Source organism: Halorhabdus salina, from assembly GCF_013839425.1.
In the GTDB taxonomy this organism is placed as follows: domain Archaea; phylum Halobacteriota; class Halobacteria; order Halobacteriales; family Haloarculaceae; genus Halorhabdus; species Halorhabdus salina.
Genome location: NZ_JACDNP010000001.1, coordinates 207,117 through 232,219, shown reverse-complemented (window position 1 = coordinate 232,219; position 25,103 = coordinate 207,117). Strand labels below are relative to the sequence as shown.

The 25,103-nt window shown below is 61.0% G+C and carries 24 protein-coding genes and 1 pseudogene; 8 read left to right on the top strand and 17 right to left on the bottom strand.

The genetic code is table 11. From position 1 onward, the window contains the following. Positions 1-21: 21 nt before the first annotated feature. Both HZR20_RS01165 and HZR20_RS14745 read right to left on the bottom strand, forming a co-directional pair. The gene (locus HZR20_RS01165; RefSeq protein ID WP_181684763.1) at positions 22-840 is read right to left on the bottom strand and encodes a succinylglutamate desuccinylase/aspartoacylase domain-containing protein; all 819 of its coding nucleotides are present in this window, start codon (positions 838-840) and stop codon (positions 22-24) included. Between the two features lie 93 nt (positions 841-933). After that, a pseudogene (locus HZR20_RS14745) lies at positions 934-1,378 on the bottom strand (hypothetical protein). A gap of 262 nt (positions 1,379-1,640) precedes the next feature. Here HZR20_RS14745 and HZR20_RS01155 point away from each other — a divergent pair. The 3 genes from HZR20_RS01155 to HZR20_RS01145 all read left to right on the top strand — a co-directional run bounded on the left by HZR20_RS01155 (position 1,641) and on the right by HZR20_RS01145 (position 5,159). Then, positions 1,641-3,560: a beta-CASP ribonuclease aCPSF1 gene (locus tag HZR20_RS01155; protein ID WP_181684762.1), complete on the top strand. Its 1,920-nt coding sequence runs from the start codon at positions 1,641-1,643 to the stop codon at positions 3,558-3,560. A 69-nt stretch (positions 3,561-3,629) separates the two neighbouring features. Beyond that, positions 3,630-4,088: a disulfide bond formation protein B gene (locus HZR20_RS01150; RefSeq protein ID WP_181684761.1), complete on the top strand. Its 459-nt coding sequence runs from the start codon at positions 3,630-3,632 to the stop codon at positions 4,086-4,088. Positions 4,089-4,184: 96 nt separating this feature from the next. Further along, positions 4,185-5,159 (top strand): aldo/keto reductase, encoded by a 975-nt coding sequence (locus tag HZR20_RS01145; RefSeq protein WP_181684760.1) that lies wholly within the window; start codon positions 4,185-4,187, stop codon positions 5,157-5,159. Positions 5,160-5,171: 12 nt separating this feature from the next. Here the strand turns inward: HZR20_RS01145 and HZR20_RS01140 are convergent, their stop codons facing one another. The 6 genes from HZR20_RS01140 to HZR20_RS01115 form a co-directional block, all read right to left on the bottom strand. Continuing rightward, the gene (locus HZR20_RS01140; RefSeq protein WP_181684759.1) at positions 5,172-5,876 is read right to left on the bottom strand and encodes a DUF6602 domain-containing protein; all 705 of its coding nucleotides are present in this window, start codon (positions 5,874-5,876) and stop codon (positions 5,172-5,174) included. Positions 5,877-5,931: 55 nt separating this feature from the next. Continuing rightward, positions 5,932-6,765, bottom strand: a complete 834-nt coding sequence (locus HZR20_RS01135; RefSeq protein ID WP_181684758.1) for an endonuclease III domain-containing protein — start codon at positions 6,763-6,765, stop codon at positions 5,932-5,934. Positions 6,766-6,811: 46 nt separating this feature from the next. Next, positions 6,812-7,225, bottom strand: a complete 414-nt coding sequence (locus HZR20_RS01130) for a DUF371 domain-containing protein (protein ID WP_181684757.1) — start codon at positions 7,223-7,225, stop codon at positions 6,812-6,814. Positions 7,226-7,263: 38 nt separating this feature from the next. After that, on the bottom strand, positions 7,264-8,406 hold the full coding sequence (locus HZR20_RS01125; RefSeq protein WP_181684756.1) for a DUF373 family protein: 1,143 nt from the start codon (positions 8,404-8,406) through the stop codon (positions 7,264-7,266). Between the two features lie 87 nt (positions 8,407-8,493). Continuing rightward, positions 8,494-9,384 (bottom strand): coiled-coil protein, encoded by an 891-nt coding sequence (locus HZR20_RS01120; protein ID WP_181684755.1) that lies wholly within the window; start codon positions 9,382-9,384, stop codon positions 8,494-8,496. Between the two features lie 246 nt (positions 9,385-9,630). Further along, positions 9,631-11,487 carry a glycosyl hydrolase 2 galactose-binding domain-containing protein gene (locus HZR20_RS01115; RefSeq protein ID WP_258560307.1) on the bottom strand — a complete coding sequence of 619 codons (1,857 nt, stop codon included), beginning with the start codon at positions 11,485-11,487 and terminating at the stop codon, positions 9,631-9,633. 352 nt (positions 11,488-11,839) lie between these two features. On the opposite strand from HZR20_RS01115, the gene HZR20_RS01110 reads away from it, so the two are divergent. Then, a complete protein-coding gene (locus tag HZR20_RS01110) occupies positions 11,840-12,559 on the top strand; it encodes a diphthine--ammonia ligase (protein ID WP_181684753.1) in 720 nt (239 codons plus the stop codon). A 48-nt stretch (positions 12,560-12,607) separates the two neighbouring features. Here HZR20_RS01110 and HZR20_RS01105 read toward each other — a convergent pair whose 3' ends face one another. After that, positions 12,608-13,576, bottom strand: a complete 969-nt coding sequence (locus HZR20_RS01105) for a sugar phosphate nucleotidyltransferase (protein ID WP_181684752.1) — start codon at positions 13,574-13,576, stop codon at positions 12,608-12,610. A gap of 196 nt (positions 13,577-13,772) precedes the next feature. Here HZR20_RS01105 and HZR20_RS01100 point away from each other — a divergent pair, with 196 nt between their 5' ends. The 3 genes from HZR20_RS01100 to HZR20_RS01090 all read left to right on the top strand — a co-directional run bounded on the left by HZR20_RS01100 (position 13,773) and on the right by HZR20_RS01090 (position 17,235). After that, positions 13,773-14,411, top strand: coding sequence for a helix-turn-helix domain-containing protein (locus HZR20_RS01100; RefSeq protein ID WP_181684751.1), 639 nt, complete (start codon positions 13,773-13,775; stop codon positions 14,409-14,411). 121 nt (positions 14,412-14,532) lie between these two features. Then, positions 14,533-15,447 carry a cysteine synthase A gene (gene cysK, locus HZR20_RS01095; protein ID WP_181684750.1) on the top strand — a complete coding sequence of 305 codons (915 nt, stop codon included), beginning with the start codon at positions 14,533-14,535 and terminating at the stop codon, positions 15,445-15,447. A gap of 216 nt (positions 15,448-15,663) precedes the next feature. Then, positions 15,664-17,235, top strand: coding sequence for a DUF1508 domain-containing protein (locus tag HZR20_RS01090; RefSeq protein ID WP_181684749.1), 1,572 nt, complete (start codon positions 15,664-15,666; stop codon positions 17,233-17,235). Between the two features lie 49 nt (positions 17,236-17,284). Here the strand turns inward: HZR20_RS01090 and HZR20_RS01085 are convergent, their stop codons facing one another. The 3 genes from HZR20_RS01085 to HZR20_RS01075 all read right to left on the bottom strand — a co-directional run bounded on the left by HZR20_RS01085 (position 17,285) and on the right by HZR20_RS01075 (position 18,674). Beyond that, on the bottom strand, positions 17,285-17,737 hold the full coding sequence (locus HZR20_RS01085) for a CopD family protein (RefSeq protein WP_181684748.1): 453 nt from the start codon (positions 17,735-17,737) through the stop codon (positions 17,285-17,287). Between the two features lie 25 nt (positions 17,738-17,762). After that, on the bottom strand, positions 17,763-18,401 hold the full coding sequence (locus HZR20_RS01080; protein WP_181684747.1) for a chemotaxis protein CheC: 639 nt from the start codon (positions 18,399-18,401) through the stop codon (positions 17,763-17,765). Between the two features lie 75 nt (positions 18,402-18,476). Further along, on the bottom strand, positions 18,477-18,674 hold the full coding sequence (locus HZR20_RS01075; protein WP_181684746.1) for a DUF5800 family protein: 198 nt from the start codon (positions 18,672-18,674) through the stop codon (positions 18,477-18,479). A gap of 127 nt (positions 18,675-18,801) precedes the next feature. On the opposite strand from HZR20_RS01075, the gene HZR20_RS01070 reads away from it, so the two are divergent. Beyond that, on the top strand, positions 18,802-19,797 hold the full coding sequence (locus HZR20_RS01070) for a polymer-forming cytoskeletal protein (protein ID WP_181684745.1): 996 nt from the start codon (positions 18,802-18,804) through the stop codon (positions 19,795-19,797). Positions 19,798-19,945: 148 nt separating this feature from the next. Here HZR20_RS01070 and HZR20_RS01065 read toward each other — a convergent pair whose 3' ends face one another. From HZR20_RS01065 to HZR20_RS01045, 5 genes are all read right to left on the bottom strand, one after another. Continuing rightward, complete coding sequence (locus tag HZR20_RS01065) at positions 19,946-21,415, bottom strand: methyl-accepting chemotaxis protein (protein WP_181684744.1); 1,470 nt, start codon at positions 21,413-21,415, stop codon at positions 19,946-19,948. A gap of 255 nt (positions 21,416-21,670) precedes the next feature. Beyond that, a complete protein-coding gene (locus HZR20_RS01060; RefSeq protein ID WP_181684743.1) occupies positions 21,671-22,627 on the bottom strand; it encodes a thiamine pyrophosphate-dependent enzyme in 957 nt (318 codons plus the stop codon). After that, a complete protein-coding gene (locus HZR20_RS01055) occupies positions 22,627-23,853 on the bottom strand; it encodes a pyruvate ferredoxin oxidoreductase (RefSeq protein ID WP_181684742.1) in 1,227 nt (408 codons plus the stop codon). The genes HZR20_RS01060 and HZR20_RS01055 overlap by 1 nt, the downstream gene beginning before the upstream one ends. A gap of 1 nt (position 23,854) precedes the next feature. Next, entirely contained in the window at positions 23,855-24,148 is a 294-nt protein-coding gene (locus tag HZR20_RS01050) for a 4Fe-4S binding protein (RefSeq protein WP_181684741.1), read from the bottom strand. Beyond that, the gene (locus HZR20_RS01045; RefSeq protein ID WP_181684740.1) at positions 24,145-24,684 is read right to left on the bottom strand and encodes a pyruvate ferredoxin oxidoreductase subunit gamma; all 540 of its coding nucleotides are present in this window, start codon (positions 24,682-24,684) and stop codon (positions 24,145-24,147) included. Before HZR20_RS01045 ends, HZR20_RS01050 begins: the two co-directional genes overlap by 4 nt. Positions 24,685-25,103 lie beyond the last annotated feature (419 nt).

Here is a 25,103-nt window from a genome sequence, read left to right as displayed (position 1 = left end):
CGCGGGCCCGAGATTGTCAACTCAGTCGGCCGTCAGCGTCGATGTTCCGTCTTCAGTGGTCCGGAGCGTTCCCACGAACGCGCCGCGATATCCGAAAATGTGCTCGTAGCCATAGGCCGAAAACAGGATCGGGTCGAACCCGTCCTCGGCTGCGAGCCCCTCGCCGTCAACCGCCGCGTAGGTTTCCCCGGCGTCGACGTGGACGAAGTTCTCCGCGAAGACCTCGTACTCGTCAGCTGTCGGCTTCTCGACCGGCTCCCCTTGCTCGTAGACTTCCAGATCGTGGGCGATCGTGTCGCCGGCTAACGCGCCCGTCGTCGTCAGGAACTCCCGGGCGAGCCGATAGGCGTTCTCGGCGGCTTCCTCGGAGCCCTGGTAGCCGGCTTCGACCTCGATGATGTCGGCTGCTGCGGCGAACAGTCGTCCTTCGACGTTGATGCCGGTTTCGACCAGAGCCCGGACGGAGAGATGGGGAACGATCCGGCGGGCGATTTCGTCGAGCCCGGACGTGATCGCGAATGGTTTGGCGGCCGATCGAGTCGAATGGATCGAGAGGACCGTACAGCCGCGGACGGCGTCGGCGAGTTCGCCGGCCAGTTCCCGCTCGTGGGCGTCCCCTGGCGTTTCCTCGTCGAATGCCCGGTTGAGGTCCGTATCGACGTAGCGCACGTTTTCTTCGAGGGCCGTCTCGTTGGCGACGATCAACCGAACCGGGCGTTCGACGGTCGACTCGTCTGCCAGCAGTCGCTCGACCGCACGGACGCCACAGGGTTCGTCGCCGTGGATCGCCGCGACGATCGCCAGATCCGGCTCCCCCTCCCCGAGTTGCTCGACACGCATGGGAGTTGATAGGCCGGCCAGCGTCAAGAGCCATTGGATCGCGGTCGATCACTCATCGGTCGGATCGACGGTGAACGGACTCTCCGTGGCGCATCACTCCCAGCCAGACAATCGCGTTTGGACGCCGGCTGCCAGCGCGGCGTCGAGGGCATCCCGGCCGGCTGTTGGGTCCTCTTTTCCGTGTGTGACTATCCGCATAGTGAACTGTCACTTTGGCAGGAGGTGACCGTGGCTGCTCGCTAGCGATTGTGGCCGCCAACTCCCGCCCAGAAGTTCGCCGACGAGACAACCCGGGTAGTCGCCTTCGATGTCGAGGTTCCAAAGCAGGCCCGCCAGTGCAGCGACGTTGACCGCTCGATCGCCATCGGCGAATATTTCTGATCGGTCGCCGATACTGCTCGCCCGTTACTGACGCGATCCCAGTCTCGAAGGCGTTACCGAGTTGCTGTCTCACGTTGTTGATCAACGGGACGACGATTTCGACCCGTTCTAGCAGGCGCGCTCGCTCTGCATCCACGATGGCGGGTGTCTGGCCTATGCCCGATTCAGGGTTGGCCGTGTCCTGCATTTTCCGAAGGTTTTTATAATCCGAGACGAATATCTTCAGTCGAGATCGGTTTTCCGGGCTCTCTTGGTTACTCAGATGGGTCCGGACTAGCACGATCGCGAGCGCAGCACTATCGCATCATGACATTATTAATCAGCCGCCGTCCCGCATACCGACGGCAGTTGTCCACCGGATCGCGGGCAACGCTCTGTCGGCCTACCGGCGGGCACGGCAGTGCGGACTTTTTGCAGCTATGAGCAACGTAGATCAGCAACTCGATGACGCCAAGAAGACGATCGAAAGCGAAGTACCGAACAACATCTCGATCACGGACGTCACTTACGAAGGGCCGAAACTGATCGTATACACGCGGGATCCGAAGACGTTCGCGGACAACGGTGATTTGATCCGTCGACTGGCTTCGAAACTCCGCAAACGAATCACTGTTCGGCCCGATCCTGACGTCTTGACTTCCCCACCGGAAGCCAGAGAGGAGATCATGTCTGTGATCCCTGACGAGGCAACGGTCTCCGACTTGGATTTCCACGAAGACACTGGCGAAGTCATCGTGGAAGCCGAGAAGCCAGGAATGGTGATCGGCCGCCACGGCGCGACCCTCCGGGAGATAACCAGAGAGGTCGGCTGGACACCCGATGTCGTCCGAACGCCACCGATCGAGTCCTCGACGGTCTCGAACGTCCGGAGCTTTCTCACCCAGGAACGCGACGAGCGCCGGGACATTCTCGAACGGGTCGGTCGACAGATCCATCGCGAAGAGATGTCCGACGACGAGTGGGTCCGCATCACGACGCTTGGCTGTTGCCGGGAGGTCGGCCGGGCCGCGTTCATCCTTTCGACGCCGGAGACCCGCGTCCTGATCGACTGCGGCGACAAGCCGGGCGCCGAGGATGAAGTTCCATACCTTCAGGTCCCGGAAGCGCTGGGATCAGGGGCGAGTTCGCTCGACGCGGTCGTGCTCACGCACGCTCACCTCGATCACTCCGCGCTCATTCCGCTCCTGTTCAAGTACGGGTACGATGGGCCGATCTACACGACCGAACCGACTCGAGATCTAATGGGCTTGCTGACGCTTGACTATCTCGACGTCGCGGCCAAAGAGGGGCGATCGCCGCCCTATGACTCCGAAATGGTTCGGGAGGCGATCAAACACACCATTCCGATCGAGTACGGCGACGTCACAGACATCTCGCCGGATATCAAACTCACCCTGCACAACGCCGGGCACATTCTTGGGTCGTCGGTTGCACACTTCCATATCGGTGAGGGACTGTACAACGTCGCATTCTCGGGCGACATCCACTACGAGGACACCCGGCTGTTCAACGGGGCCGTAAACGAGTTCCCGCGCGTCGAGACGCTGGTGCTTGAATCGACCTACGGCGGTCGCAACGACTACCAGACCGATCAGGCCGATTCCGAGCAGAAACTCCAACAGGTCATCCAGAACACCTACGACCGGGGTGGGAAAATATTGATTCCGGCATTCGCTGTCGGGCGTTCCCAGGAACTCATGCTCGTCTTAGAAGAGGCGATGCGCGAGGGAGATATTCCAGAGATGCCGGTCCACCTCGACGGGATGATCTGGGAGGCGACGGCCATTCACAGCACGTATCCCGAATATTTGCGTGACGATCTTCGGGATCGGATCTTCCACGAGGACGAGAATCCCTTCCTGGCCGACCAGTTCAATCATATCGACGGCGGGGAAGACGAGCGTCAGGAAGTCGTCGACGAAGGGCCGTCGATCATTCTTTCGACCTCCGGGATGATGGAAGGCGGGCCGATCATGTCCTGGATCGAGCACCTCGGTCCCGATCCGGACTCGACGCTTGCGTTCGTCGGTTACCAGGCCCAGGGGACGCTCGGCCAGCGCATCCAGAACGGGTGGGACGAGATTCCGCTCGGCAACGGGAACGGTCGTGCCAGCACCCTGAAGCTGAAAATGAACGTCGAGACGGTCGACGGGTTCTCCGGTCACGCAGACCGGCAGGGGTTGGAGAACTTCGTGAAGACGATGAACCCTCGCCCCGAGAAGATCCTCTGTGTCCACGGTGACGAATCGTCCGTTCAGGACCTCTCCTCGGCACTCTACCACGAGTACAATATGCGGACGTTCGCGCCGAAGAACCTCGAAACCTTCCGGTTCGTCTGATCGCTTTTGCCGACGTCAGTTCGGCTCCGATGCGTGTGATTTAGGGTTGGGCCAGGAGTCCCCGCTGACATGACCGAACAGACGGCCCAGTCAACGTGGTCGATTCGAGCGTGGATCGACGAACCACCTCGCCCGCTCTTGGCGATTGGGACGCTTGTTGCCGTCGTTGCCACGGCCGGCAGCCTCTATCTTAGTCTCGGCCTTGGACTGATTCCCTGCCGACTCTGCTGGTATCAACGGATTCTGATGTACCCGCTGGTGGTCGTTCTCGGGATGGCTGCCGTCGAGGGTCGCCGCGAGGTCTACCGGACCGCCCTCCCACTGTCGGTGATCGGTGGCGCGATCGCGGCCTATCACTCGCTGTTGCAACTGGCGGCCACAAGCGGGAGTCAGTGTACACTCGGGGGTGGCGGGTGCGGGACCGTATTGTTGCGGGTGTTCGGCCTCTCGATTCCGAACCTTTCGCTGCTTGCGTTCGTCCTCATTACGGTCTCGATGCTCGTCCTCGCCGTTCGACCAGCCCGGTGATCGGTGTCGTGGATGGATCGCCGTCTCCTGGGGGGGATCGAAGATGATACGAACTATCACATCAGAATTAAAAGGGGGGCACCCTAGCCAGTGGATATGGAGTACGTCAGACTCGGCAACACTGGACTCGAAGTATCGCCCATCGCACTGGGGACGTGGCGATTCGGGATGGAACACGAGGAAACGGGTGTCGTCGAGACGGGTCGGGAAGAGGCCCACGAGCTGCTCGACGCCTACGCGGAGATGGGCGGGAACTTCATCGACACCGCCAACGGCTATGGTGGCGGCGACAGCGAGCGCTGGATCGGCGAGTGGCTCGACGAACAGGATCGAGAGGACTTCGTCGTGGCTTCGAAGTGCTACTGGTCGGACGTTTCCCGATTTCAGGAGAACCTCTCGTCGAAGAACGTGCGCGCCGAGGTCGAGGGGTCCCTCGAGAAACTCGACACGGAGTACCTAGATATTCTCTATCTCCACCGCTTCGACGATGAGACGCCCATCGAGAAGACCCTGCGGACGATCGACGACCTGATCAGTGAGGGGAAGGTCCACCACGTCGGCCTATCGACGGCCGATGCCTGGAAACTCACCAAAGGGCTCTGGAAAGCGGACGTCAACAACTACGAGGCATTCACCGTCACGCAGCCACAGTACTCGGCGGTCCACCGCGAGCCAGTCGCGGAGTACCTTGACGTCTGTGCCGACCAGGATCTGGCGGTCTGTCCGTACTCGCCGCTGCACGGCGGCTTCCTGACGGGCAAGTACGAACGCGTCGGCGACGGCGAGGTTCGCGCGCCGGACGGATCACGGGGCGACATCGACGACCACTTCGAAGACTGGTACCTCCGGGAAGAGGCCTGGGACGTCCTCGAGGAGATTCGGGCCGTCGCCGACGAGACCGACGCCTCGCCGGCACAGATCTCACTGGCCTGGCTGTTGGCCCACGAGGACCTGACCATCGTCCCGATCATCGGGGCTCGGACGGTTGACCAACTCGACGAGAACCTCGGCGCTGTCGACGTCGAACTTACCGACGAGCAGTTCGAGCGAATCGACGCGGCCATGGACTGACGGCCGACGCCCCTAGAACTGTTCGGCTTCGGTGCGGCTCATGTACGCCGAGATGACTGGCCGTCGACGCCAGTAGTTCGCCGAGACGGCCCCGGCCAAATTGACGAAAAACACCATCAGACTGTCTTCATCGGTTTTGAGGAATGTCAACCCCGGATTCTGCCCGGTATACGTGGTGAGCATTACGTACTCGCCGGGCACGCAGATCAGGTCCGCGCAACCACTCAGGTCGTTCCGGTTGGCGTAGTGTCTGAGGACGGTCTCCTTGAACACCTCCGGATCGGGACCGTCGTACGCAACAATGGCCGAAAAGTGGTGGTTTCGCCGGTCGAGATCCTCGTCGACGGGCATCCGATCGGTGTCGAGTCGCTTGATCGAGTCTACCTTACTCAGTGCGTGATCGATTTCGCCAAAGAGGTCCGCTTTGACGTCGATATGTGCGTGGACGCCGGCACTCAGGTACCGATCGTTCCCGCCGACGGTCAGGACTGGCAGGTGCTGATCGTAGAGGACGATCTCGGCGCGATTGCTCGTCTCGCCGCTGGCGTCGACAATCTCGCCGCCAACGTTGACGTACGCTGTCGGATAGACCGCTTCGAGAAACGTCTCGACGAAGGTGTCTCGGGCGTCTCGCTGGTGTTCGAAGCCGTCGGCCGCCGCGTACGCGTCGAGCAATTCCGTCGAGACGGTGCGAAAATACTCGTCGAACGGTGCCATGCGCTAGTCTACGATTAATACTGATAAAAAATTAGGGTCGCTGGCCGGTTTGCAGTTACTGGTTTGCGTCTGCAGGGTCGACGACCTCGCCGGCAACTGGATCGAGCCCGACCCTGTCACACAGGTCGTATAGCGGGCAGGCTTCAGGTCCGTCGAGACAGGCTGGCTTCCGCGCTGAGCAGTACTCGCGGCCGAACTGGATGCTCGCCGTGTGGCCGAAGCCACACTTCTCGCTGGGCACATCACGTTCGAGAATCTCCCGCACGTCTTCGTGATCGGCCTCCGGCGGTGCGATCCCCAGCCGACGATAGATCCGGTGGACGTGCGTATCGACCGGAAAGACCCCATCCTGGCCACCCGCGAACAGCAGGACACAGTCTGCGGTCTTCGGGCCAACCCCAGTCATCGCGAGTAGCGTCTCCCGGACAGACTCGGCCGGCTGCTCTCGGACAAACGCGTCGAACTCGGCCTCGCCCCCGTACTCCGACCGAATCCGCTCGGCGATGTCGATGATCCGGGTCGACTTCTGATTGTGGAGTCCGGCCCCGGATATCGTCTCCGCGAGGGTCGCCTGGTCGGCGTCGGCGAGCGCGTCGACGAGATCGACTTCGCTCCCATCGTCTGCGTTGGCATCCCTACCGGAAGCGTACCGCTCCAGCAGGGCGTCGTGGGCCGGTTGGCTCGCCGCGTCACTGGTGTTCTGGCTCAGGATTGTCCGGACGAGCGTTTCGAAGGCGTCCCGCCCGCCGTAGGTCTTCTGCCAGTACAGGTCCCCGAGCCGATTCACGACCGCCGCCGCACGGGTTTCGGCGCTGTCGGCTCCGAATGTCGCCGTCGTCCCGCCGCCATCGGCCCCGCCGCTGATGTTTCGATCCGGTTCCTGACTCATACGGTTCGGTCCGGGCCCCAATTCCAAAAACAGCCGGTATGCGAATTCACTCCACGCTGAGTGTCAGCGTCACCGATGCGCCCGCCGACAGTGCGTCGATGAGGTCACGATCTACGTCGGCAGCGGCCCCCTCGGCCCCGACCATGACCGTCCGATCGTCGACGTAGTCACTCGTTCGGACCACCAGGCTCCGTTCGTTCTCGAAGCTGAGATCCGGGTGACCGCTCCCCGTGATCACGTGTCGATGGGCGTCTGTTTCGATCGTCGCTGTGATCGTCGCGTCGCGATTTTGGCAAGCGGTGACGAACGCCACATCGAAATCGGTGGGGACGCGGTCGGCGTCGATACCGAGAATGCAGTCGCCCGCGGGCGTCAGGTAGTCGTCGCTGGTGAACTCAAGCGTACTCTGGTGGGTCGCCGTGACGTGTTCGTGGCCGCGTGCGCGGATGACCTCGTCCATGCACGTCCGTTCGGGCAGGGTCACTTGAGGACCGCGTTTCAGGGCTGGCCCTCGTTGGCGAGTTCTTCCTCGACGCCCGTTCCGCTGACGTAGGCCGAAAACCGGACGCCGACGAGGCTGACGACGATGCCGGCAAGCAGGAACATCGCGAGGCGGGCGCTCGGTGAGAGTGTGAATCCTTCGACGACGATCGGCCCGAGGTCGAACGACGAGACGGTCACTGATGCAAAGACGGCCGCCCGTTCGAGGAAGTACCCGGTCACGCCCCTGACGACGAGGCCGACAGCGACGACGCCGAAGGGGAGATTCAGGTAGGCACTCCGGATGCCTTCGCGGCGGATCAGTTCGTCGAGTAACCGCCCGGTACTGGCTGCCAGCGCGGCGGCCGTCAGCCACGGCACGCTGTCGAATCCGAACCGCATTGCCAAGATGACTTCGGCATCCGAGGCAGTGGCCGAAACGCCCAGTGCACCGACAAACAGCCCGATCAACGCCAGCCCGGCCGCGACGACGTAGGTCACCAGCGATACCTGTCCCGAATACAGGGCATTGTGTACCTGGCGCGGGAGGGTGGCGACGTACTCGTCGACCCCCAGCCCCTTATAGAGCAACAGGAGGCCGACTGCCGCGGCAATCGCACCGATAGTCATCGTGACGCTGTTGAGGACAACCAGCAAGATCGGTAACGCTAAGAGTGCGGCTCCGATCGGTACGAGAACCGTCTCCCGGAGTTCCTCGTCCGCCAGGAACTGTTTGAGCAGGTAATACGTCGATTCGATGTCCCGGGCCTGGCGGACGACAACCCGGTCGACGGCATCGACTGTGACCCGACTCTCGATGATCGGCACCAACCGTTGATCTTCGGCGCTGTCGGTCACGACGATCGCCGAGTCTGGATCGTACGTGTCCAGGAGTTCGTCCGTCTGTCGGGCGACAGTCCGGTCGAGGCCCATGGCATCGTTCCCGGCGGAGACGACCGCGACGGTTGCCTTCTCGCCGTCGTTTTCCAGGCGACGGGTAACCCGGAGCCCTTCGAGCAGACAGTTCACCCGGCTGTCCTCCGGATCCTCGATACCGAATTCAGTCACGAGCGACTCGACGGCGTCGTACCCGACGACGGGCGGTTCGGTGGCTGTCGCGAGGTCCCCACCGCGGTCCAGACACACCACCAGGGTGCTCACAATCGAGTGGTGGCTGCGATTCCATAAAAATCCTCGTCACTCGCTCTCCCACAGACTCCGGTCGCAGAACTATCGTGTCGGACTCGATCAGAGCAGGCCGGTCTTCTGGAGTTTCATCAGGTCCTCGGTTTCGAGGGTCTCGCCATCCTTGAACTGCTGGTAGATCTCTTCGGCTTCCTCGCGGGCAGCTTCTTTCTCTTCCTCGCGGCGCGACCGCTCCTCTTCTTCCTCTTTCTCGTCGAGTTCGCGCAGGCGCTTCTGGACGCGGACGAAGTCCTCGTGGTGTTGGTCGGCTGCTTCTTGGGCCTCGACGAACTTCTCGTGCATCTCGTCGGCCTCGTCGCGGACCTCGTCAGCTTCGCGATACGCCTCGATCATCTGGTTGTGGTGTTCCTGGGCTTCGTCGGCCAGTTCGGTCACCTTCTGGTGGTGTTGGCTGGCTTCGGAACGGATCTCTTGGGCCTCAGATTTGATCTCATCGACATCGCCAGTCTGATCGAGCTTTTCTTTCCGGTCGGCGAGCTTCTCCCGCTTTTCCTCGATCTTCTCGATTAGCTCGCGCTCGTCCTCGGTACTGAGTACTTCCGTCTGCTGTTTGAACTCGAGGTCCTCGATTTCCTCTTCGAGCTGGTCGACGCTCTTGCCCTCATCGAGTTCGAGGTCCTCCTTTTTCTGCTCGACTTCGTCGAACAGCTCGTTAGCTTTGGCGTTGAGTTCGTTGCGGCTTTCCTTGTGTTCCTGAACCTGCTCGTTGAGGTCGTCGCGCTTCTCGCGATGTTCCTGGGCCTCGTCGACCTTCTCGCGGGTCTTTGCGTTGAGGTCGTCACGCTCGGAGGCCCGCTCGGAGGCCATCTGGTTGAGATCGTTCCGTCGATCTCGCAGCTGTCCGGCGAGCTTGATAAGTTCGCCTTTGGATTTGTTCTCGAGGTCGTCGTCTGTTACTGATACGTTCTTGGATTGGTCTATCGAATCTGTCATAGTTGACTCTCTGTGCCGTTCCCGCCTCGGCGTTTGACAGTCTCGCGACTCCAGGCGTGCTGACTCCTGATAAGTAGGTTCCCTGTCATTCTGGGCGTCGCACGATACTGCCGAACGCTCGAAGCGTTCAGGTAACTGCTACTACAAGAGGACTGGGTTTAAAGATTCCGGTCAATTCGGGGCATGCCGTGGCATATCATAGCCTTGGCCCTCGTACGCATGAATGTGAGTCGGTACCACAAATATTTATAAGCGATACGTATTCGACACGGATCGCTCAGGGGTGGCCAGAGAGACAGCGATCCGCGTTGCGTCCGACGGGACCGTGACCGATTCGATCGTCGTCATTTCGTTTCCTTCGACAGCAAATTCTTCGTCGCCGCTGACGTCACCAGTCTCCCAGGCTACGCGGCCCGAGACACCCTCGGGTAGATCGTTGCGAACGAGCAGCTCTGTTTCGGTGCCAGCCGTCGGTGCGTCCATTATCGCTTGCAGCGGCTCGAATGCCGTTTTGAGGGCGTCGTATCCTGCTTTTGGTTCCCCGTCGTCAGCGATGACCCCCATCCCAGCGCCGGCTACGTCCCGTAACCCGCTGGCGATCAACAGGTCTGCGTCGTGGAGGCGGAGGGATTCAGTGACGGTTTTGAGTACATCGCTCTGATATGCTCGGGAAGCGTCTCGGTCGCCGTCCACCCGTTGATTGTGGCGTTCGTGGTCGAATCCGGGGATGTCTTCGCCGGCCTCGGCACTCCCGAGCGACCCAGCCCCGTAATCGGCGACGACGTCACCGATCGCGGGATACCGATCGAGTAACCAGTCGGCGTCCGTTGCCGCGCCGTATTCCCAACCTGGGAAGAGAGTCGTCGCATCTGCGTCGATACCCGGTTGGCCGATCACGGGGAACGTCACCAGCCAGTCGGGGACTGCGCCGGCGACAGCGTCCGCCCCATCGCGATCGTACTCGCTTCGCCACAGCCGCCAACGGAGCCGGAGTCGATCAATCACGCCAGATCCGAGGCTGTCCTCGGCCAGCGAGGTGGGATCGTCGTGGACACCGACGGCAGCCAGACTCGGATGGTGTTCGTTGGTGGCGACAAGTCGTGTCGCTATATCCCGGCCGCGTTCGACGTCGAACGGTCCTGGGCCGGTCAACGGCAGGTCCTGCCAGACGAGGACGCCGGCCTCGTCGGCTGCTTCGTAGACCTCCGGACTGGGGACGTGTGCCTGTGCCCGAACGACCGTCGCATTGAGATCGACGGCGTGCTGTACATCTGCGGGATCGGCAACGAGCAGGTTGACGCCGCGGGCGGTCACTGGGACGCCGTTGACAGCTAGTCCGTCCTCGTCGTACTCGACCGAACACAGTCCAGTCGTGACTGTCCGCTCGTCGTCGCCGAGCTTTGCCCGGAGGACGTATCTGGACTGGTCGCCGAATTCGTGAGGCCACCACAGCGCCGGATCGCGAATGTCGATCGTGTGCTCGACGGTCGTTCGCTCGCCGGGTGCGGCCTCGACGGCAGTTCGTTGCATCATCCCGCGCCCGCGGCGACTGCCTTCTGGCTTGACCGAGAACGTCACGCTGTCCTCGAGTGCCCGTTCGGCCAGTACCGTCGTCCGGACTTCGAAGCGAGCGCCCTCGTCGTCGATCCGTGGGCGCGCCGACAGATCCAGAATCCGGCTGTCACCGTAGGTTTCGACGTCGGCACCCCACCAGATGCCAGGGACGGACTTCGAATCCGGGACGCGGTCGCTCTCGTAGCTTCCACCAAACCGGTCGTCCGGCCGCCGACACTCGACGATCAGTTCGTTTTCAGCGTGAAGATCCGCATCGAGTCGGAGCCGGCAGGGTTCGAAGTAGGCGTCGTGTTCGCCCAGAAACGAGTCGTTGAGCCATACCCGTGCGTGTGCGTAGACGCCTTCGAGTACCAACAGTGCGTGCTCGTCTTCGTCTCCACGGGGGTCTGGAAACGTCGTCTGATAAGCCACCGCGTCAGCGCCGGTGAATTCGGCAGGCTTGCCCGGGACATCGACGGTGAGCCAGTCGTCAGGCACGGGGCTATCGCCGCCCGGCTCGACTGTCCCCGCACGCCACTCGCGCAACATACTATATACGGGGAACGCCGCGGGCATAGCCTTTACGTACCCAGCGTTTGGGGCAGTTGGCAATCTATCCCAAATCCACTGCCGGCCTGTACTCTCACTTTCGCCACTGGGTTGGCCCGCCTTATTGATGATCGGCACTCGAATTTCTGGTATGATTGAATCACTCACGCCGGCCTGCGGGGCAAACGGGTGCGATCCGCCCCTCGAGGCCGACAACGGGCGGCTGGTCTCTGAATCGCCCGGCGGCACTCGGCACGTTTCGGAGTGTTGGAGTGGCGCGGTGACGATCACAGTCCACCGATAAGCAACCCCGACCGGCAAGTCTATACCCGGCCGCGCGCGACGCTGGTGTATGACTAACGGCGCGTGGCTTAGTCTCTTTTCGGGCGGCAAGGATTCCTCGTGGGCGCTCTATCAGGCACTCACGGAGGATATCCCAGTCGAGCGACTCCTGACGGTCCACCCGCAGGGCGACTCCTACATGTATCACGTTCCGGCGACGGATCTGGCCACTCTGGCTGCGGATAGCGTCGGTATTCCGCTGGTCGACATCTACCCGGATGCCTTCGAAGCCGAGGACGCTACTGATGTCTCCGAGCAAGGTAATGCCGAACTCGAACCACTCGAAGCAGCCGTCCGTGAACTCGATGCCGAACTGCCCGATGGGGTCGCGGGAGTCGTCGCCGGGGCGGTCGAAAGCGAGTTCCAGACCTCTCGCATCGAGGGTCTCTGTGAGCGAGTCGACGCCGATCTTTTTGCCCCCCTCTGGCAGCGTGATCCCGAAACGCTCGCCAGGGAGATGCTCGATGCTGGCTTCGAGATTCGCATCATCCAGGTCGCCGCTGCCGGACTGGACGAGTCGTGGCTCGGTCGACAACTCGACGAGGCTGCACTCGATGAGCTCCTCGCACTCAACGACGAGTATGGCGTCCACGTCCTGGGTGAGGGTGGCGAGTTCGAAACACTGGTGACCGATGGGCCACATCTGGACCGAGCGATCGAACTCGAATATGGGACGGTGTGGGACGGAACGCGCGGGCATCTCCGGATCGACGACGCCAGGTTAGCCTAGCCAGTCGCCGTTGTCTCTTGAACCGTATCGATCTCACGCGGGAGGTTATCAGGCGCCGTTCGTGATCTGGGTATGAGCGCCGATGAGCGCACCAGCCAGGTCGAGGTGCTCGACGTGTGTCCCCTGATCGATAATCGTGTCGTGGATCTCACAGTCTCTGACAGTGGCATCAGAGAAGATGATCGACTTCGAGACCGTCGAGTCTTCGACGGTCGCGCCGGGGAGGACGTGGACGTTCTCGCCGATGGTCGAATCTTCGACGGTCGCGCTGTCGGCTATGACGCTGTCGCCCTCAAGAGTCCATCGTATCGCTTCGAGATAGCTTTCGGGCGTCCCGATGTCGAACCAGGCCCCGTCGAACGTGAACGAGTAGACGTCACCACGGTCGACGAGCCATTCGATGAACCAGCCGGGCTCGTCGGGGTTGTTGCCGCCCTCGAGGTACTCCTCGAATCGGACGTCTTCTGCGGGGAAGGCATAACACGCAATCGAGACGAGCGTACTGTCCGGGTCGTCTGGCTTCTCCTGAAAGTCGACGACACGGTCGCCTTCGACGTTGATCAGCCCGTAGGATTTGGCTCGCTCGCGGGAGCCAACGTCGTAGGCTGCAAGCGTCGGCTGTTCGCGCTGCTCGAAGGTGTCGAGGAACTCACTCAGATCGAAGCTAATCAGGTTGTCTCCGGCGACGACCAGGAGGTCTTCGCCTTCGAGGCCTTCCCGCTCGACCAGCTGGGCGAGCGCGCCAATCACGCCGAATTTCTCGTCCTCTTCGACCGTCTCCTCGACCGAAAGCGTCGGTTTCTGGAGGTCCGTCGCTGCGATGTGATCGAGGAAATCGTCCGCGAAGCGCTCGTTGGTACTAACGAACACGTCGTTGATCCGGTCGTCGGACTCCAACTCTTCGAGAATCCGGTCGATGACGGTTGTCTCCCCGATCGGGAGCAACATTTTCGGTCGATTTCGGGTTACTGGCCACAGTCGCGTCGCATACCCGCCGGCGAGTACCACGGCTTTCATACCCTGGGTTTCGCGGCCCCCGTGGCAAGTTCTTTTCCATTTGTCCGGTCGATCGCCATCTCGAACTCCCGGTCGCGAAGCGGGCCGACACAGACAATCGGTCGATATTGCCTCTTTACGGGCCTCTGACACCGTTTTCAGTCGATGGGAATGACCCGTTCGGTTATGTCCTGTCCGAACAGATCTAGAAGTACTGATGCCGGGAATGCGCGCCGAAGTTGAGGTCCTCTCACCAGAGACCTGTCCGGTCGCTGAATTCTCCGAGCGAGCGGAGGGACCTCTCACGTCGGTTTCACGGGCGGGGCAAGACGGGGACGCAATTACCGAGGAGTTTACCGCGAGCGGCGAGATGGGACTCTCTGACGATCGCCTCTCGCAACTGTTCGAGTACCGATCGGCCAGCGTCTATCGGTTCAGTCACGAGCCACTCGATTGTGTCTGTGAGTTCGTCGAGGAGAGTAACCACCCCATTTCGGAGATCCGTGCCCAGGATGGTTCGCTTATCCTCTCGCTACATCTCACAGAGATCCAGGATCTCCGTGATCTGGTGACTGATCTCCGGGAACGATACGGCTCAGTCCGGATTCGGTATCTTCTGCAGGTCGAAAGCGACGAGGAAGGCAGTGCTGACGTCGTGCCGATCAACCGCAACCGGTTGACTGACCGCCAGCAAGAAGTCCTCGAAACGGCCTACCGGATGGGCTACTTCTCGTATCCCCGCGAGGCAAACGCGACCGACGTCGCTGACGAACTGGGGATCGATTCCTCGACGTTCACCGAGCATCTCGCGGCCGCCCAGTCGAAGTTGATGGACGAACTGGTCGCCGAACTGTAACTCCCGACGCTGGTTCGACGTGTCTCATTGCTTCGCGTGGTACTGTTTTCGCGACGTGGATTCCCGCCTGCTGGGAGTTTCGGCTGACCTTAAATACGGATCTGCAAAACTAACGACTACGATGAACGTCGTAGACGACGTCACTGCATTGATAGGCGAGACGCCGTTGCTTCGCCTCGACGACGGCTCCGGGACCACAGTTCTCGCCAAAGTTGAATCGTTCAATCCGTATTCAGTCAAAGATCGGATCGGTCGGTCGATGATCGAAGCCGCCGAGGACGCGGGCGAGATCACTGACGACACGGTCGTCATCGAACCGACCAGTGGAAACACTGGAATCGGACTCGCCAGTGTCTGTGCGGCCAAAGGATACGATCTCGTACTCGCCATGCCGGAATCGATGAGTGAGGAGCGCCGGCAACTGCTCGCCGGCCTCGGAGCGGAGCTCGAACTCACCGACGCCGACGGTGGGATGAACGGTGCTATCGAGCGGGCCGAGGAACTTGCCGCGGAATACGGGGACACGTTCATCCCTCAGCAGTTCGAGAACCCGGCCAATCCGGGCGCACATCGCGAGACGACGGGTCCGGAACTGTGGGCCGACACAGATGGCAGGCTCGACGCCTTCGTCGCCGGGATCGGCACGGGCGGGACGATCACGGGCGTCGCTGAGTACCTCACCGAGGACGTCGAGGCCGACGTGGACATCGTCGGGATCGAACCGGCCGATTCGGCTGTACTCTCCGGTGGCGAGCCGGGGAGTCACGGAATCCAGGGAATCGGGGCCGGATTCGTCCCCGAAATCCTCCGGACCGAACTCCTCGACGAGGTCGTCACTGTCGAACGCGAGGATTCACTCGCTGAGGCACGTCGACTCGCCAGTGAGGAAGGACTCGCGGTTGGGATCTCTTCCGGCGCGGCCGCCCACGCTGCAAAGCGTGTGGCTGAGGGATACCCCGACGACGCGGTCGTCGCGACGGTCCTCCCGGACACTGGCGAGCGCTATCTCTCGACGGATCTCTTCGAAGACGACTGATTTCGACCGCTGACGTTCTGGGAACGGGTGATGCCGTGATCGGGACTGTCTGATGATCGTACGCCTCAATGGAGTAACTTGTCTATGTAATAGCGCGTTGTCATACATATTGGCAATACTGTCTCTTGGCCGATCTTATGACCGTGGAGTGGATTTTCGAACATATCTGCACCAATCTATAAGTATTGTCTGTCTGTATAAGTGAACGTACATACTATGGCAACTGATTCATCGGCGAACGACTTGCTCGTCACGTGGTACCGCGAGCGGATCGGCGACCCATCCACTGAGGACGAAGTGATGGGATACTGGATATTCGTCCTCGGGACGTTGCTTGGCATCCTGGGCATTCTGTTATTGATCCCGAGCGAACCAGCCAGTGCAATCCGCGGCTGGGCGGTCGTCACTGCCGCGCTGGGGCTGTCGTTGCTGCTCGCCGGATCGATAATCCGGTTGCCACTCCGGGAGTATAGTTCCCTGTTGGTGTTTGTCGGCGTGCTGGCGACCATCGCGGGGATCATTTGGTTTCTCGTCGCGTATCCGGACAACTGGCGACCACAGTCGAGTCCGATTATCGTCGTCTATGCGCTCGGGTTGCTCTTGATGACGTTCGGAGGTGTCTTTGCGCCGCTACTCACCACGCGTGCTGAGGAAGAAGTCTCGAAGCTTCAGGACCAACTCGCCGATACGATCGCCGACGAGACCGATTTGGCATCGGTTATTGGCGACTTGCGGGCGGCCATTGCGGACGCCAAAGCCGACGAGGCGGACCTCGCTCGGGAACTGGACACACTCCGTGCGGAGCTTTCGGACACCACTGCTGACGAAGCGGATCTGGCCGGACAACTCCGAACGCTACGGGAGAGTCAAGCCCGATTCGAACTCTATGCGGATGCGGGCGGCGAGTGGCGCTGGCGGCTACGCCATCGCAACGGGAACATTACAGCAACGTCGGGCGAGGGATATACCCAAAAACACAATGCCCAAAATGGCATCGCTAGCATTCGTCGGGACGCACATGGCGCGGCTGTCACGCTCATTGCCGAGGAAGCGGAACTTCCGCCGGAAGACGAGCCGTTCGAACCCGTCGAAGACCGCGAGAGTCAGGCCACGTTCGAGGCATACGAGGACAACGCTGGCGAGTATCGCTGGCGCCTCCGCCACGACAACGGGCACATTCTCGCCGACGGCGGCGAGGGTTATGACTCACGGTCGAACCTTACCCGGGCGATCGACAGCGTCACGGAGTACGTTGGGCCGGCCCAGTATCTCCGATTCGATCCGACGGCATTCGAGATCTATCAGGACGCCGCCAGCGAATGGCGCTGGCGGCTAGTCCACCGGAATGGAAACATCCTCGCCGACGGTGGCGAGGGGTACTCACGGTACCACGACGCTCGTCGGGCGGTCGATCGCATACAAGATGATCTAGACACCCTCGCGTTCGAGGTCTTCGAGGACAATGCCGGGGAGTATCGTTGGCGCCTCCAGTCGACGAACGATCGCATCGTCGCCGACAGCGGCGAGGGATACACCGACCGAGGTGAGGCGAAGAATGCCGTCGAACGCGTCGAAAACTACGCCCCAGACGCGGATGTCCTCGACGTCACCCCCGCCGCGTTCGAAGTCTACGAAGACGCGGGTGGCGAGTGGCGCTGGCGACTCCGCCACCGTAACGGGAACATCATCGCCGACAGCGGCGAAGGGTATGCGGACCGATCGGGTACCTGGGACGCCATCGAGAGCGTGAAAACCAACGCACCGGGGGCTCCGACCGAGGATATCTGAGGTCGCTGTCGTCTGTTTTCTTCTCGAATTTAGACGTTTTCCAACGGCGTCACAGCGGCGTGCCCAGTGCGCCGGCGTTGAGCAAAAGGAGCAAGGCGACGAGTGACCCAGCGAGGAAGAACGGTCGCGCGTTGGCGGCCGGGGTCCGAACTTTCTGTCGCTGGGTTCCGTCGGTCAACCGTGCCGCCCCCACCTCAGAGAGGCCAGCCAGGACCAGCCACAGCACGACCATTGACACGACCAGGTGCCCCTGTGGCGTGGACAACAGCCCGTCGACGGTGTAGCCTGTCGCCGCCTGGTGGGCACCTGTCAGCAGCGTCACGAGCACACTCGCTCGCGTGATCAGTTTGAATCGACCGGCGATAGCCGCGAGCGGTTCGCTATCGATGCGGCCGTCCAGTGCGGTCGGCACGACGGCGACGGTGACGAACAACACACTCCCTGTCCACAATGCAGCGAAGGTCATGTGTAATCCGGCGATTAGGGCGTCTGTCAGTGCCATAGGCGGGCATCGAGGTCGCGACCTTTCAAAACACTGGATCGGCTTCCGTATCGTCATCGTCTATTTCGCCGACAGAAAGGTGATCGAGCAGGTTGACGAACGCGCCGGGATCGGGAATCAAGAACAGGCGGATCTTGAATTCCTCGTCCTGGTCCGTCACGTCGACGATGCTGTCGAGGACGATCGAAACCGAGTCGACGCGAACGTGTGAGAGCATTTCTTCGGCGATCTCCTCGCCGCAGGCCTCCTTGAGAGTCGGCGTACTCATGTCGATGGTCGTCCCCAGCGTATTGGCGATCCCGTCGACGAATCCCGAGGTAAGGATGTTACAGACTTCCTGGAGGGCACTTTGCTGGAACTGGTTGAACTCGCCCTCAACAGTCGTCCCAGTCAGCAATTCGGCCATCTCGGACGCCGTCTCCTCGTAGAAGGTCATCAGAAAGATTCCGTAAGGCGGTTCTTTGAGTCGAATACTGGCGCTGTAGAGTTCTTCACTACCGATCTGAGCCCCGATATCCGGCGGTTCGACGAACGAGAGGCTCTTGATCTCGACGGTGGCGTCGACTCCTGCCAGCGACCCGAGCGACGTTGCCGCGTTTTCCGCCCCAGCCTTGATCAACTGGTTGATGACCCGCAGTTTCCTGACGTCGATAAGCAGCGGCATCTATTCGTCTCAAGACACTCACAACTGCTACTTAGTGGTTGGGTCCACGACGGCTGCGGAATTTCGTCGTCTCGGTCAGTCGATAATCTCCGCGATACGCTGTGGCTCTCCCGAAAGTGACGGCTCCGGGTCGACGAGCTGTAATACTTCGTGATCGGTCACGTCCGGATAGGACTTGCCGACGGCGTCTTCGATCAACGGCTTCTCTAAGCGAAAGTCAGTCCCCTCGTAGACGACGTCGACGCCGTGCTCGTCGAAGGATAGGGCGGTCATGGTAGGTCCTACGTGTTCCCGAATATAAGTATCGCGGACTACGTATCGACTCTCATCCACGCTGTCCGTCAGACGCCAGTCAGACGCAGGCTTGGGATTTAAGACGTCTGATTTCCCTTTTAGATGTGTGCTTCGATCGACGCCGCTGGACGAACTCGCCATTCCCGACGGGACGACCGTCGAGGAACACGATCTCGTCACCGACGGCGACGTGATCGTCGGTGGCCAGAGTACGGTCGAGTTCGGCGTTCGCGGCGACACAGTTGTCGCGGGCGAGCGCGTCCGGTTTGGGGGTCACATCGAGGCGGCGAGCGACTGTCGACTCGACGTGTGGTGTGACGTCGAGGAAGATGTCCTGGTCGGCGGGGATGCCTATCTCGGCGAGCGGGTCCACATCGGTGGCGAGTTGAAAGTCGCCGGTGATCTGGATATCGGGGACGACGTCGAGATCGAAGACGGATTCGAGGCAAACGGCTGGATCGTCATTCGGAATCCGATGCCGACGATCGTGTTCCTGTTCGTCTATCTGAGCCACCTGCTCCGGATGGGCGAACAGGAAGCCGCCGAAGAAGCCCTCGAATCGGTCGTCGGGTCTGACTCCGAGCACGACCCGCTCATCATTCCCCGAAACGCCCATGTCAGCGACGACGCCTGGCGCGTCTCCGCGCCCGCCCTCATCGGCGACGACTGCCGGTTGCACGGCAATCTCCGGGCCGAATCGCTTACCGTCGGCCGGGATACGACCGTCTTTGGCAGTCTTCGGGCGCGTGAGGACGTGACCGTTGGCCGGGCGACTGAAATCAAAGGCGACGTGACAACCCGCGGCGGGACGGTCCGGATCGGTCCCGGCGTTCACGTCTGGGGAGATATCGCCGCCGAAGATGTCGCCCTCCACGAGAACGCCACTGTCGAAGGGACGATCCGCGCCCGTGGCGAGATGGAGCTGCACGCCACGGACGTACTCGACGACGTCGACCAGACTGCCCAAGCGATGGCCAACGCAGCCGAGCGGTTGGCAACCGAGGGAGATCTCCCGGCGGACGGCCAGTCGATGGGTCCCACTGAGCCAGCCACCGAGACCGATGTCGAGGGCGCCGCTCCCGAATCGTCGCCGACGGAGTAAGACGGCGATGGGTGCCTGTACTTCCGACGCCAGTGAACACAGCACGAATTCTATGGGGAGTGTCCCGGCAATGACCAGGAAACGATAATCATCCGAACAAAAAAGTGCGCGTCCGACTGCCCGGAAGCCGCTCCCGTTGGATCTCGCTCTATTCTGTCGTGTAGCGCTCGAATAGGGCCGAGAGCTGCTGGGCTCGCATCGTCAGCATCTTCGCGTTGACGTACATTTCGCCGAGTGCGAGCGTCTGCTCTTCGGCGATGGCCGCGACGTTTTCGGCTTCCTGCATGTTTTCGCGACTGACTTTGGCCGCGCTGTCAGCGATGCTGGCGACTTCTTCAGAGGACGATGCCTGGTCGTCAGTAGCACTCGAAATCTCTTTGACGCCACTGGAGGTGTCCTGAACGTAGTCGAGGACCGATTCCAGCGCTTCGAGGCCCTCGTCCATCGTGTCCTGGCCCTCACTGACCGTCTCGCGCATCGTCTGGATCTCTTCGACCGTCTGGGTGGTCTGGGCCTGGATGTCGTTGATGAGGGTTTCGATCTCGTTGGTCGCGTCTTTCGTCTCCTCGGCGAGGCTTTTGACCTCGTCGGCGACGACGGTGAATCCGTTGTTGTCGCCGCTGGAGGCATGGGCGGCCTCGATCGAGGCGTTCAGTGCGAGAATGTTCGTCTGTTCGGCGATGTCGTCGATCAGCTCGACGATCTGGCCGACTTCACCCATCTGATCGTCGAGCGTCTCGACGGTGCCGACGACGGATTCAGTCTGGTCGTCGACCTCGTCCATTGCGTCGCTGACGTCCCGGGCGGCCTCGATCCCTTCGACAGTCCGCTGTTCGGTCTGATCTGCTTTTTCGGCGACTTCGTCGGAGGATGCTGCGATTTCCTCGATCGTCGCGGACATCTCGCTCATCTCGTCGGAGATCTGGTTGATCTGTCCGTGTTGCTCGTGGAAGGCGTCGGCGAGTTCCTGGACGCTGTCGGCCATGCTCTCGCTGGCCTCCCGGACGGCTTCTGTCGCCGTTGTGACCTGCTCGCTCGATCCCGAGACGTCACCACTGAAGTCCCCTGCCGTGTCGATCGTCTGTTCGAAGGCGGCCGCCATCTCGTTGAACTCGGCTGCAAGTTCGTTGAGTGCGTCCATGGGCGTCTCGGCGTCGAGTCGGACCGTGAGGTCACCTTCACTAGCCGCATCCAGTGTCGATGCACTCCGAGCGATGTATTCGTTGATCTCCTCGAAAGAGTTGCCAGTGGAGGCGGCGATGCCGCCGTCCGGCGTCAGTGGTACTGGCGCTGACTGGGAACTGGCCTCGCGCTGAGATCGTTGTAATTCGAGTTCGTCACGGGCCTCGGTGAGCTCTTCTTCGAGTGTGGTCCGCTCGGACTCGAGGTCTGTCACTCGCGAGCGCAACGTTTCGCGTGCACTCGAGAGCGCTTCGATCCGTCGCCGCTGTGTGATGTACCCATAGCCGAGCACCCCGGCCGCGAGGACGAACCCACCACCGGCCAGGAACGGGTACAGCGACCCCGGGGCAAGGAAGGGAAGCATGGCTTGCCAAACCACGTGCAGGATCTGTAACGAAAGCACAGCGCGGATCTTTCGCGTGCGCAAATCAACCATATATGAATCTTAAAAGATGAGGCATATATATCCTTCTACCACCGTTTCACTTTCTAATATTGGTGGCCATCCACTTGTGATGTTCAACCGTCACTCAAGCGAAGGTGAGCGCTCGTCATGACTGACAGCACAATTCGCCGGTGGGGCAGTGCTATCCGTGGGGCTGTGGTGGCTGGCGAGATACCACGAGCGAGTCGCGACGCTCACCGGAGACGACGAAAGGGGAAAAATAGACGCGACTGATTGGGGGTCAGCTCAGGCGTCTAGTCCGAGGTCTTCGGCTCGGCCGTCGATCCACTCTTGGAGTGCTTCGATCGTTTCCTCGCCCTCTTCGCCGTCGAAGAGGTGCTTGAAGCGACCCTGCGTTTCGAGCCATTCTCGAACAGGCTTGCGGTCGCTAATCTTGTTGACACTGGTGATCTCGCCGTTCTCCATCTCGAAGACGGGGAACAGACCAGTTTCGACGGCTAACTCGGCGAGTTCGACCGTCTTCGAGGACTCGTAGCTCCAACCGACCGGGCACGGCGAGTAGACGTGCAGGAACTTCGGCCCGTCGATCTCGAGGGCCTTTTCGACTTTCTGCTTGAAGTCGTGGGGGTTCGAAATCGAGGCCGTTGCAACGTACTCGACGCCGTGATCGGCCGCGATCGAAGCCATGTCTTTCTTGTTGGTGTCGTTCCCAATGCTCTCCGTGCCTGCGGGCGACGTCGTCGTCGACGCGCCCAGTGGCGTCTGGCTAGAGCGCTGGACGCCCGTGTTCATGTACGCCTCGTTGTCGTACATCACGTAGGTAACGTCGTGCCCGCGTTCCATCATGCCCGAGAGAGCACGGAAGCCGATGTCGGCCGTGGCCCCGTCACCACCGATCGCGATGATGTTGAGGTCATCCTCGTCGCTGACGTCGAGATGATCGGGATCCCGGCGGTCGAACGACTGGTAGGCGGCCTCGACGCCGGCGGCGACCGAGGCAGCGTTTTCGAAGATGTTGTGGATGTAGCTCGTCCCCCAGGAACTCTCGGGGAAGGGCGTCGAGACGACTTCCATACAACCTGTGGCGTTCGTGACGATCGTGTTCGGCCCGGCTGCCTCGGTGATGTATTTCATCGCCAGGGCGGGACCACATCCGGCACATGCGCGGTGGCCGGGGTTCCACAGTTCCTCGCCGTGTTCAACCTCGTCAGTGAAGTCCTGGTCTTGTCGGTCTGAACTCATTACTGATCGCCTCCGTTGAGGAGCTTCTCACGCAGTTGCGGCCACGATTCCTGCTCTTCGAAGGTCATCGGGGCCGATGCCTCCATGGTCTCCTCGATCATTGTCCCGATCTCCGGGGCGTTGACGTCCCGGCCAGCCATCCCGATGACGAAGCTCTTGATCGGCGGCTGGTTCTCGGCGTGGTACAGCGTGCCCTTGATCTCGCCGGCCAGAGCACTCTCGTAGCCGGGGGACATCTCCTTGGTCAGGACGCCGACGGCCTCGGCGTCACCCAGTGCTTCGCGGAGTTCCTCGGTCGGGAACGGCCGGTGGACGCGCGGTCGGACGAGGCCGACGTCGACGCCCTGCTCGCGGTACTCGTCGATGACGCCACGGATCGTTCCACAGATAGAGCCCAGTGCCACGAGGCGGTAATCAGCATCGCCGTGGTAGGTATCGAGCATCCCGTTGTACTCGGTGTAATCTCGGCCGAAGACCTCCTTGAACTCCTGGACCGTCTGGGCCCAGACGTCCTTCGACTCCATCATCGCTTCCTGGATCGCGTACCGCGTCTCAGTCCAGTGTTCCGGCCGGGCGAAGGCACCCATCGTCTTCGGGTCCGACGGATCGAGGGTGAACTCGGGATCACGCGGCGGGAGGAATTCGTTGACTTCTTCCTCGGTAGGGATGTCTGCGGGTTCTTGAACGTGGGTCAGAATGAAGCCGTCGAAGTTCGAGAGTACGGGCAGGTTGACCTGCTCGGCGACTCGAAAGCCCATCAGGACGTGGTCGATGGCCTCCTGAACGTCCTCGGCGTGAAACTGCAGCATGCCGCCATCCCGTTCGGCGAAGGCGTCAGTGTGGTCGGCCCAGATCGAGAGCGGAGCCGACAACGACCGGTTGGCGACCGCCATTACGATCGGCAGGCGCATGCCCGCCGCCGTGAATAGGGGTTCGCTCATCAGCTTCAACCCCTGACTCGACGTCGCGGAGAATGCTCGTGCGCCAGCGGCTGACGCACCGATACACGTCGAGGCGGCGTTGAATTCGCTGTCGACCTTGATGAACTCACTGTCGAGTTGGCCGTCGGCCACGAGTTCCGAGAGCTTCTCGACAACCCCGGTCTGGGGCGTGATCGGATACGCCGAGACGACGTCGGGATCTGCGGCCATGACACCTTTCGCGACTGCCGATGTCCCCTTCATAACCTCCTGCTCGTCAGAGGGGTTCTGTTCAGCTTTGGCCATGTCACTTCACCTCTCGAATCATCTCAATAGCGTCAGTCGGGCAGACTTCCTCACAGATCCCACAGCCCTTGCAGTAATCTAGATCGAATCCGTAGTAGTCCTCGCCCTCGACCGGCTTTGCCGCCTGGTCGGGACAGTACGTATCACACTGTCCGCAGGCGATACAGGCATCGATGTCGATGACGGGCTTGAACTGCCGCCATGACCCCGTTTTGTTCACTCGGGACGTGTTCGGTTCGACGACGGCACCGGTCGTAATCGTGAGGTTCTCGTATGGGTCGTCTGATTGGCTCATGCTGATACCTCCGTGAAGGCGTCGTTGGTCGCGGCGACGTTCTGCTCGCCGATTTCGCCGCCGAATTTCTGCGTAATGACTGCTTCGAGGCTATCCTGGGATAGCAGGCCGGTCCCACCGGCGAACGCGCCCAGCAACGCGGTGTTCATGATCGGCTTGCCGAGGTGTTCGAGCGCGATTTCCGTCGCGTCGACTGTCGCGACCTCGGCGTCAGTTTCGATGTCGACATCTTCGGGATCCGCGCTGGTGTTGACTAAGACTAAGCCGTCATCTGCGAGGCCTTCGGTGACGTCGACATACTCCAGAAGACTGGTGTCCTGGACGATCACGTAGTCCGGTTCGTCGACTTGACTGCGGTCCGTGATCTTTTCTTCGTCAAAGCGGGCGAACGCCTCGACGGGCGCTCCACGGCGTTCGACACCGAACGCCGGGAACGCCTGTGCCCACGTACCTTCTTCGTGGGCTGCCTGTGCCAGCAGCTGTGCCAGCGTTACTGAACCCTGTCCGCCGCGTCCGTGAATCCGTATTTCATCCATCGTAATCACCTAAGTTAGTCATCAATTCGCGGTGGGCTCCTGGCTGACCCCCTTTGTCGCGTCCAGTTGCGTCATCGGTCATCAGAGAGTCCACCTACTACTATAGTATGTAACAAACAATAACTAAACCCTACCCCCATAATTCGGGGTGTTTAAGGGGGCGAGAACTGGTTTTTCACGATTTTATCGAAACGAATGTAACGAAGTAGGTGGTTTTAAAACGAACAATCATTAATATATTTGCCCGCCATTCGGGCGCAGTACCGGGATTCTGCTATATTTCTTCGACGATTGCTGTATTTACATTTGTCAATCGTCGATCCCGCGATATAGGGGGTCCACCGGACGGTCACCTAGTCGGGCGATCCGTCTCGTGCCCGGCGTCAATCGACACCCGCGACGGCGGCAATATTCACCAC

Bases quoted from the DNA above. Each gene is read 5' to 3' on its own strand.
- HZR20_RS01145 (WP_181684760.1), top strand. From the start codon at position 4,185: ATGGAGTACGTCAGACTCGGCAACACTGGACTCGAAGTATCGCCCATC.
- HZR20_RS01120 (WP_181684755.1), bottom strand. From the start codon at position 9,384: ATGACAGATTCGATAGACCAATCCAAGAACGTATCAGTAACAGACGAC.
- HZR20_RS01065 (WP_181684744.1), bottom strand. From the start codon at position 21,415: ATGGTTGATTTGCGCACGCGAAAGATCCGCGCTGTGCTTTCGTTACAG.
- HZR20_RS01090 (WP_181684749.1), top strand. From the start codon at position 15,664: ATGGCAACTGATTCATCGGCGAACGACTTGCTCGTCACGTGGTACCGC.
- HZR20_RS01130 (WP_181684757.1), bottom strand. From the start codon at position 7,225: ATGGACGAGGTCATCCGCGCACGCGGCCACGAACACGTCACGGCGACC.
- HZR20_RS01080 (WP_181684747.1), bottom strand. From the start codon at position 18,401: ATGCCGCTGCTTATCGACGTCAGGAAACTGCGGGTCATCAACCAGTTG.
- HZR20_RS01085 (WP_181684748.1), bottom strand. From the start codon at position 17,737: ATGGCACTGACAGACGCCCTAATCGCCGGATTACACATGACCTTCGCT.
- HZR20_RS01055 (WP_181684742.1), bottom strand. From the start codon at position 23,853: ATGGCCAAAGCTGAACAGAACCCCTCTGACGAGCAGGAGGTTATGAAG.
- HZR20_RS01105 (WP_181684752.1), bottom strand. From the start codon at position 13,576: ATGAAAGCCGTGGTACTCGCCGGCGGGTATGCGACGCGACTGTGGCCA.
- HZR20_RS01110 (WP_181684753.1), top strand. From the start codon at position 11,840: ATGACTAACGGCGCGTGGCTTAGTCTCTTTTCGGGCGGCAAGGATTCC.
- HZR20_RS01155 (WP_181684762.1), top strand. From the start codon at position 1,641: ATGAGCAACGTAGATCAGCAACTCGATGACGCCAAGAAGACGATCGAA.
- HZR20_RS01075 (WP_181684746.1), bottom strand. From the start codon at position 18,674: ATGACCGCCCTATCCTTCGACGAGCACGGCGTCGACGTCGTCTACGAG.
- cysK (WP_181684750.1), top strand. From the start codon at position 14,533: ATGAACGTCGTAGACGACGTCACTGCATTGATAGGCGAGACGCCGTTG.
- HZR20_RS01100 (WP_181684751.1), top strand. From the start codon at position 13,773: ATGCCGGGAATGCGCGCCGAAGTTGAGGTCCTCTCACCAGAGACCTGT.
- HZR20_RS01135 (WP_181684758.1), bottom strand. From the start codon at position 6,765: ATGAGTCAGGAACCGGATCGAAACATCAGCGGCGGGGCCGATGGCGGC.
- HZR20_RS01060 (WP_181684743.1), bottom strand. From the start codon at position 22,627: ATGAGTTCAGACCGACAAGACCAGGACTTCACTGACGAGGTTGAACAC.
- HZR20_RS01045 (WP_181684740.1), bottom strand. From the start codon at position 24,684: ATGGATGAAATACGGATTCACGGACGCGGCGGACAGGGTTCAGTAACG.
- HZR20_RS01140 (WP_181684759.1), bottom strand. From the start codon at position 5,876: ATGGCACCGTTCGACGAGTATTTTCGCACCGTCTCGACGGAATTGCTC.
- HZR20_RS01165 (WP_181684763.1), bottom strand. From the start codon at position 840: ATGCGTGTCGAGCAACTCGGGGAGGGGGAGCCGGATCTGGCGATCGTC.
- HZR20_RS01150 (WP_181684761.1), top strand. From the start codon at position 3,630: ATGACCGAACAGACGGCCCAGTCAACGTGGTCGATTCGAGCGTGGATC.
- HZR20_RS01115 (WP_258560307.1), bottom strand. From the start codon at position 11,487: ATGTTGCGCGAGTGGCGTGCGGGGACAGTCGAGCCGGGCGGCGATAGC.
- HZR20_RS01050 (WP_181684741.1), bottom strand. From the start codon at position 24,148: ATGAGCCAATCAGACGACCCATACGAGAACCTCACGATTACGACCGGT.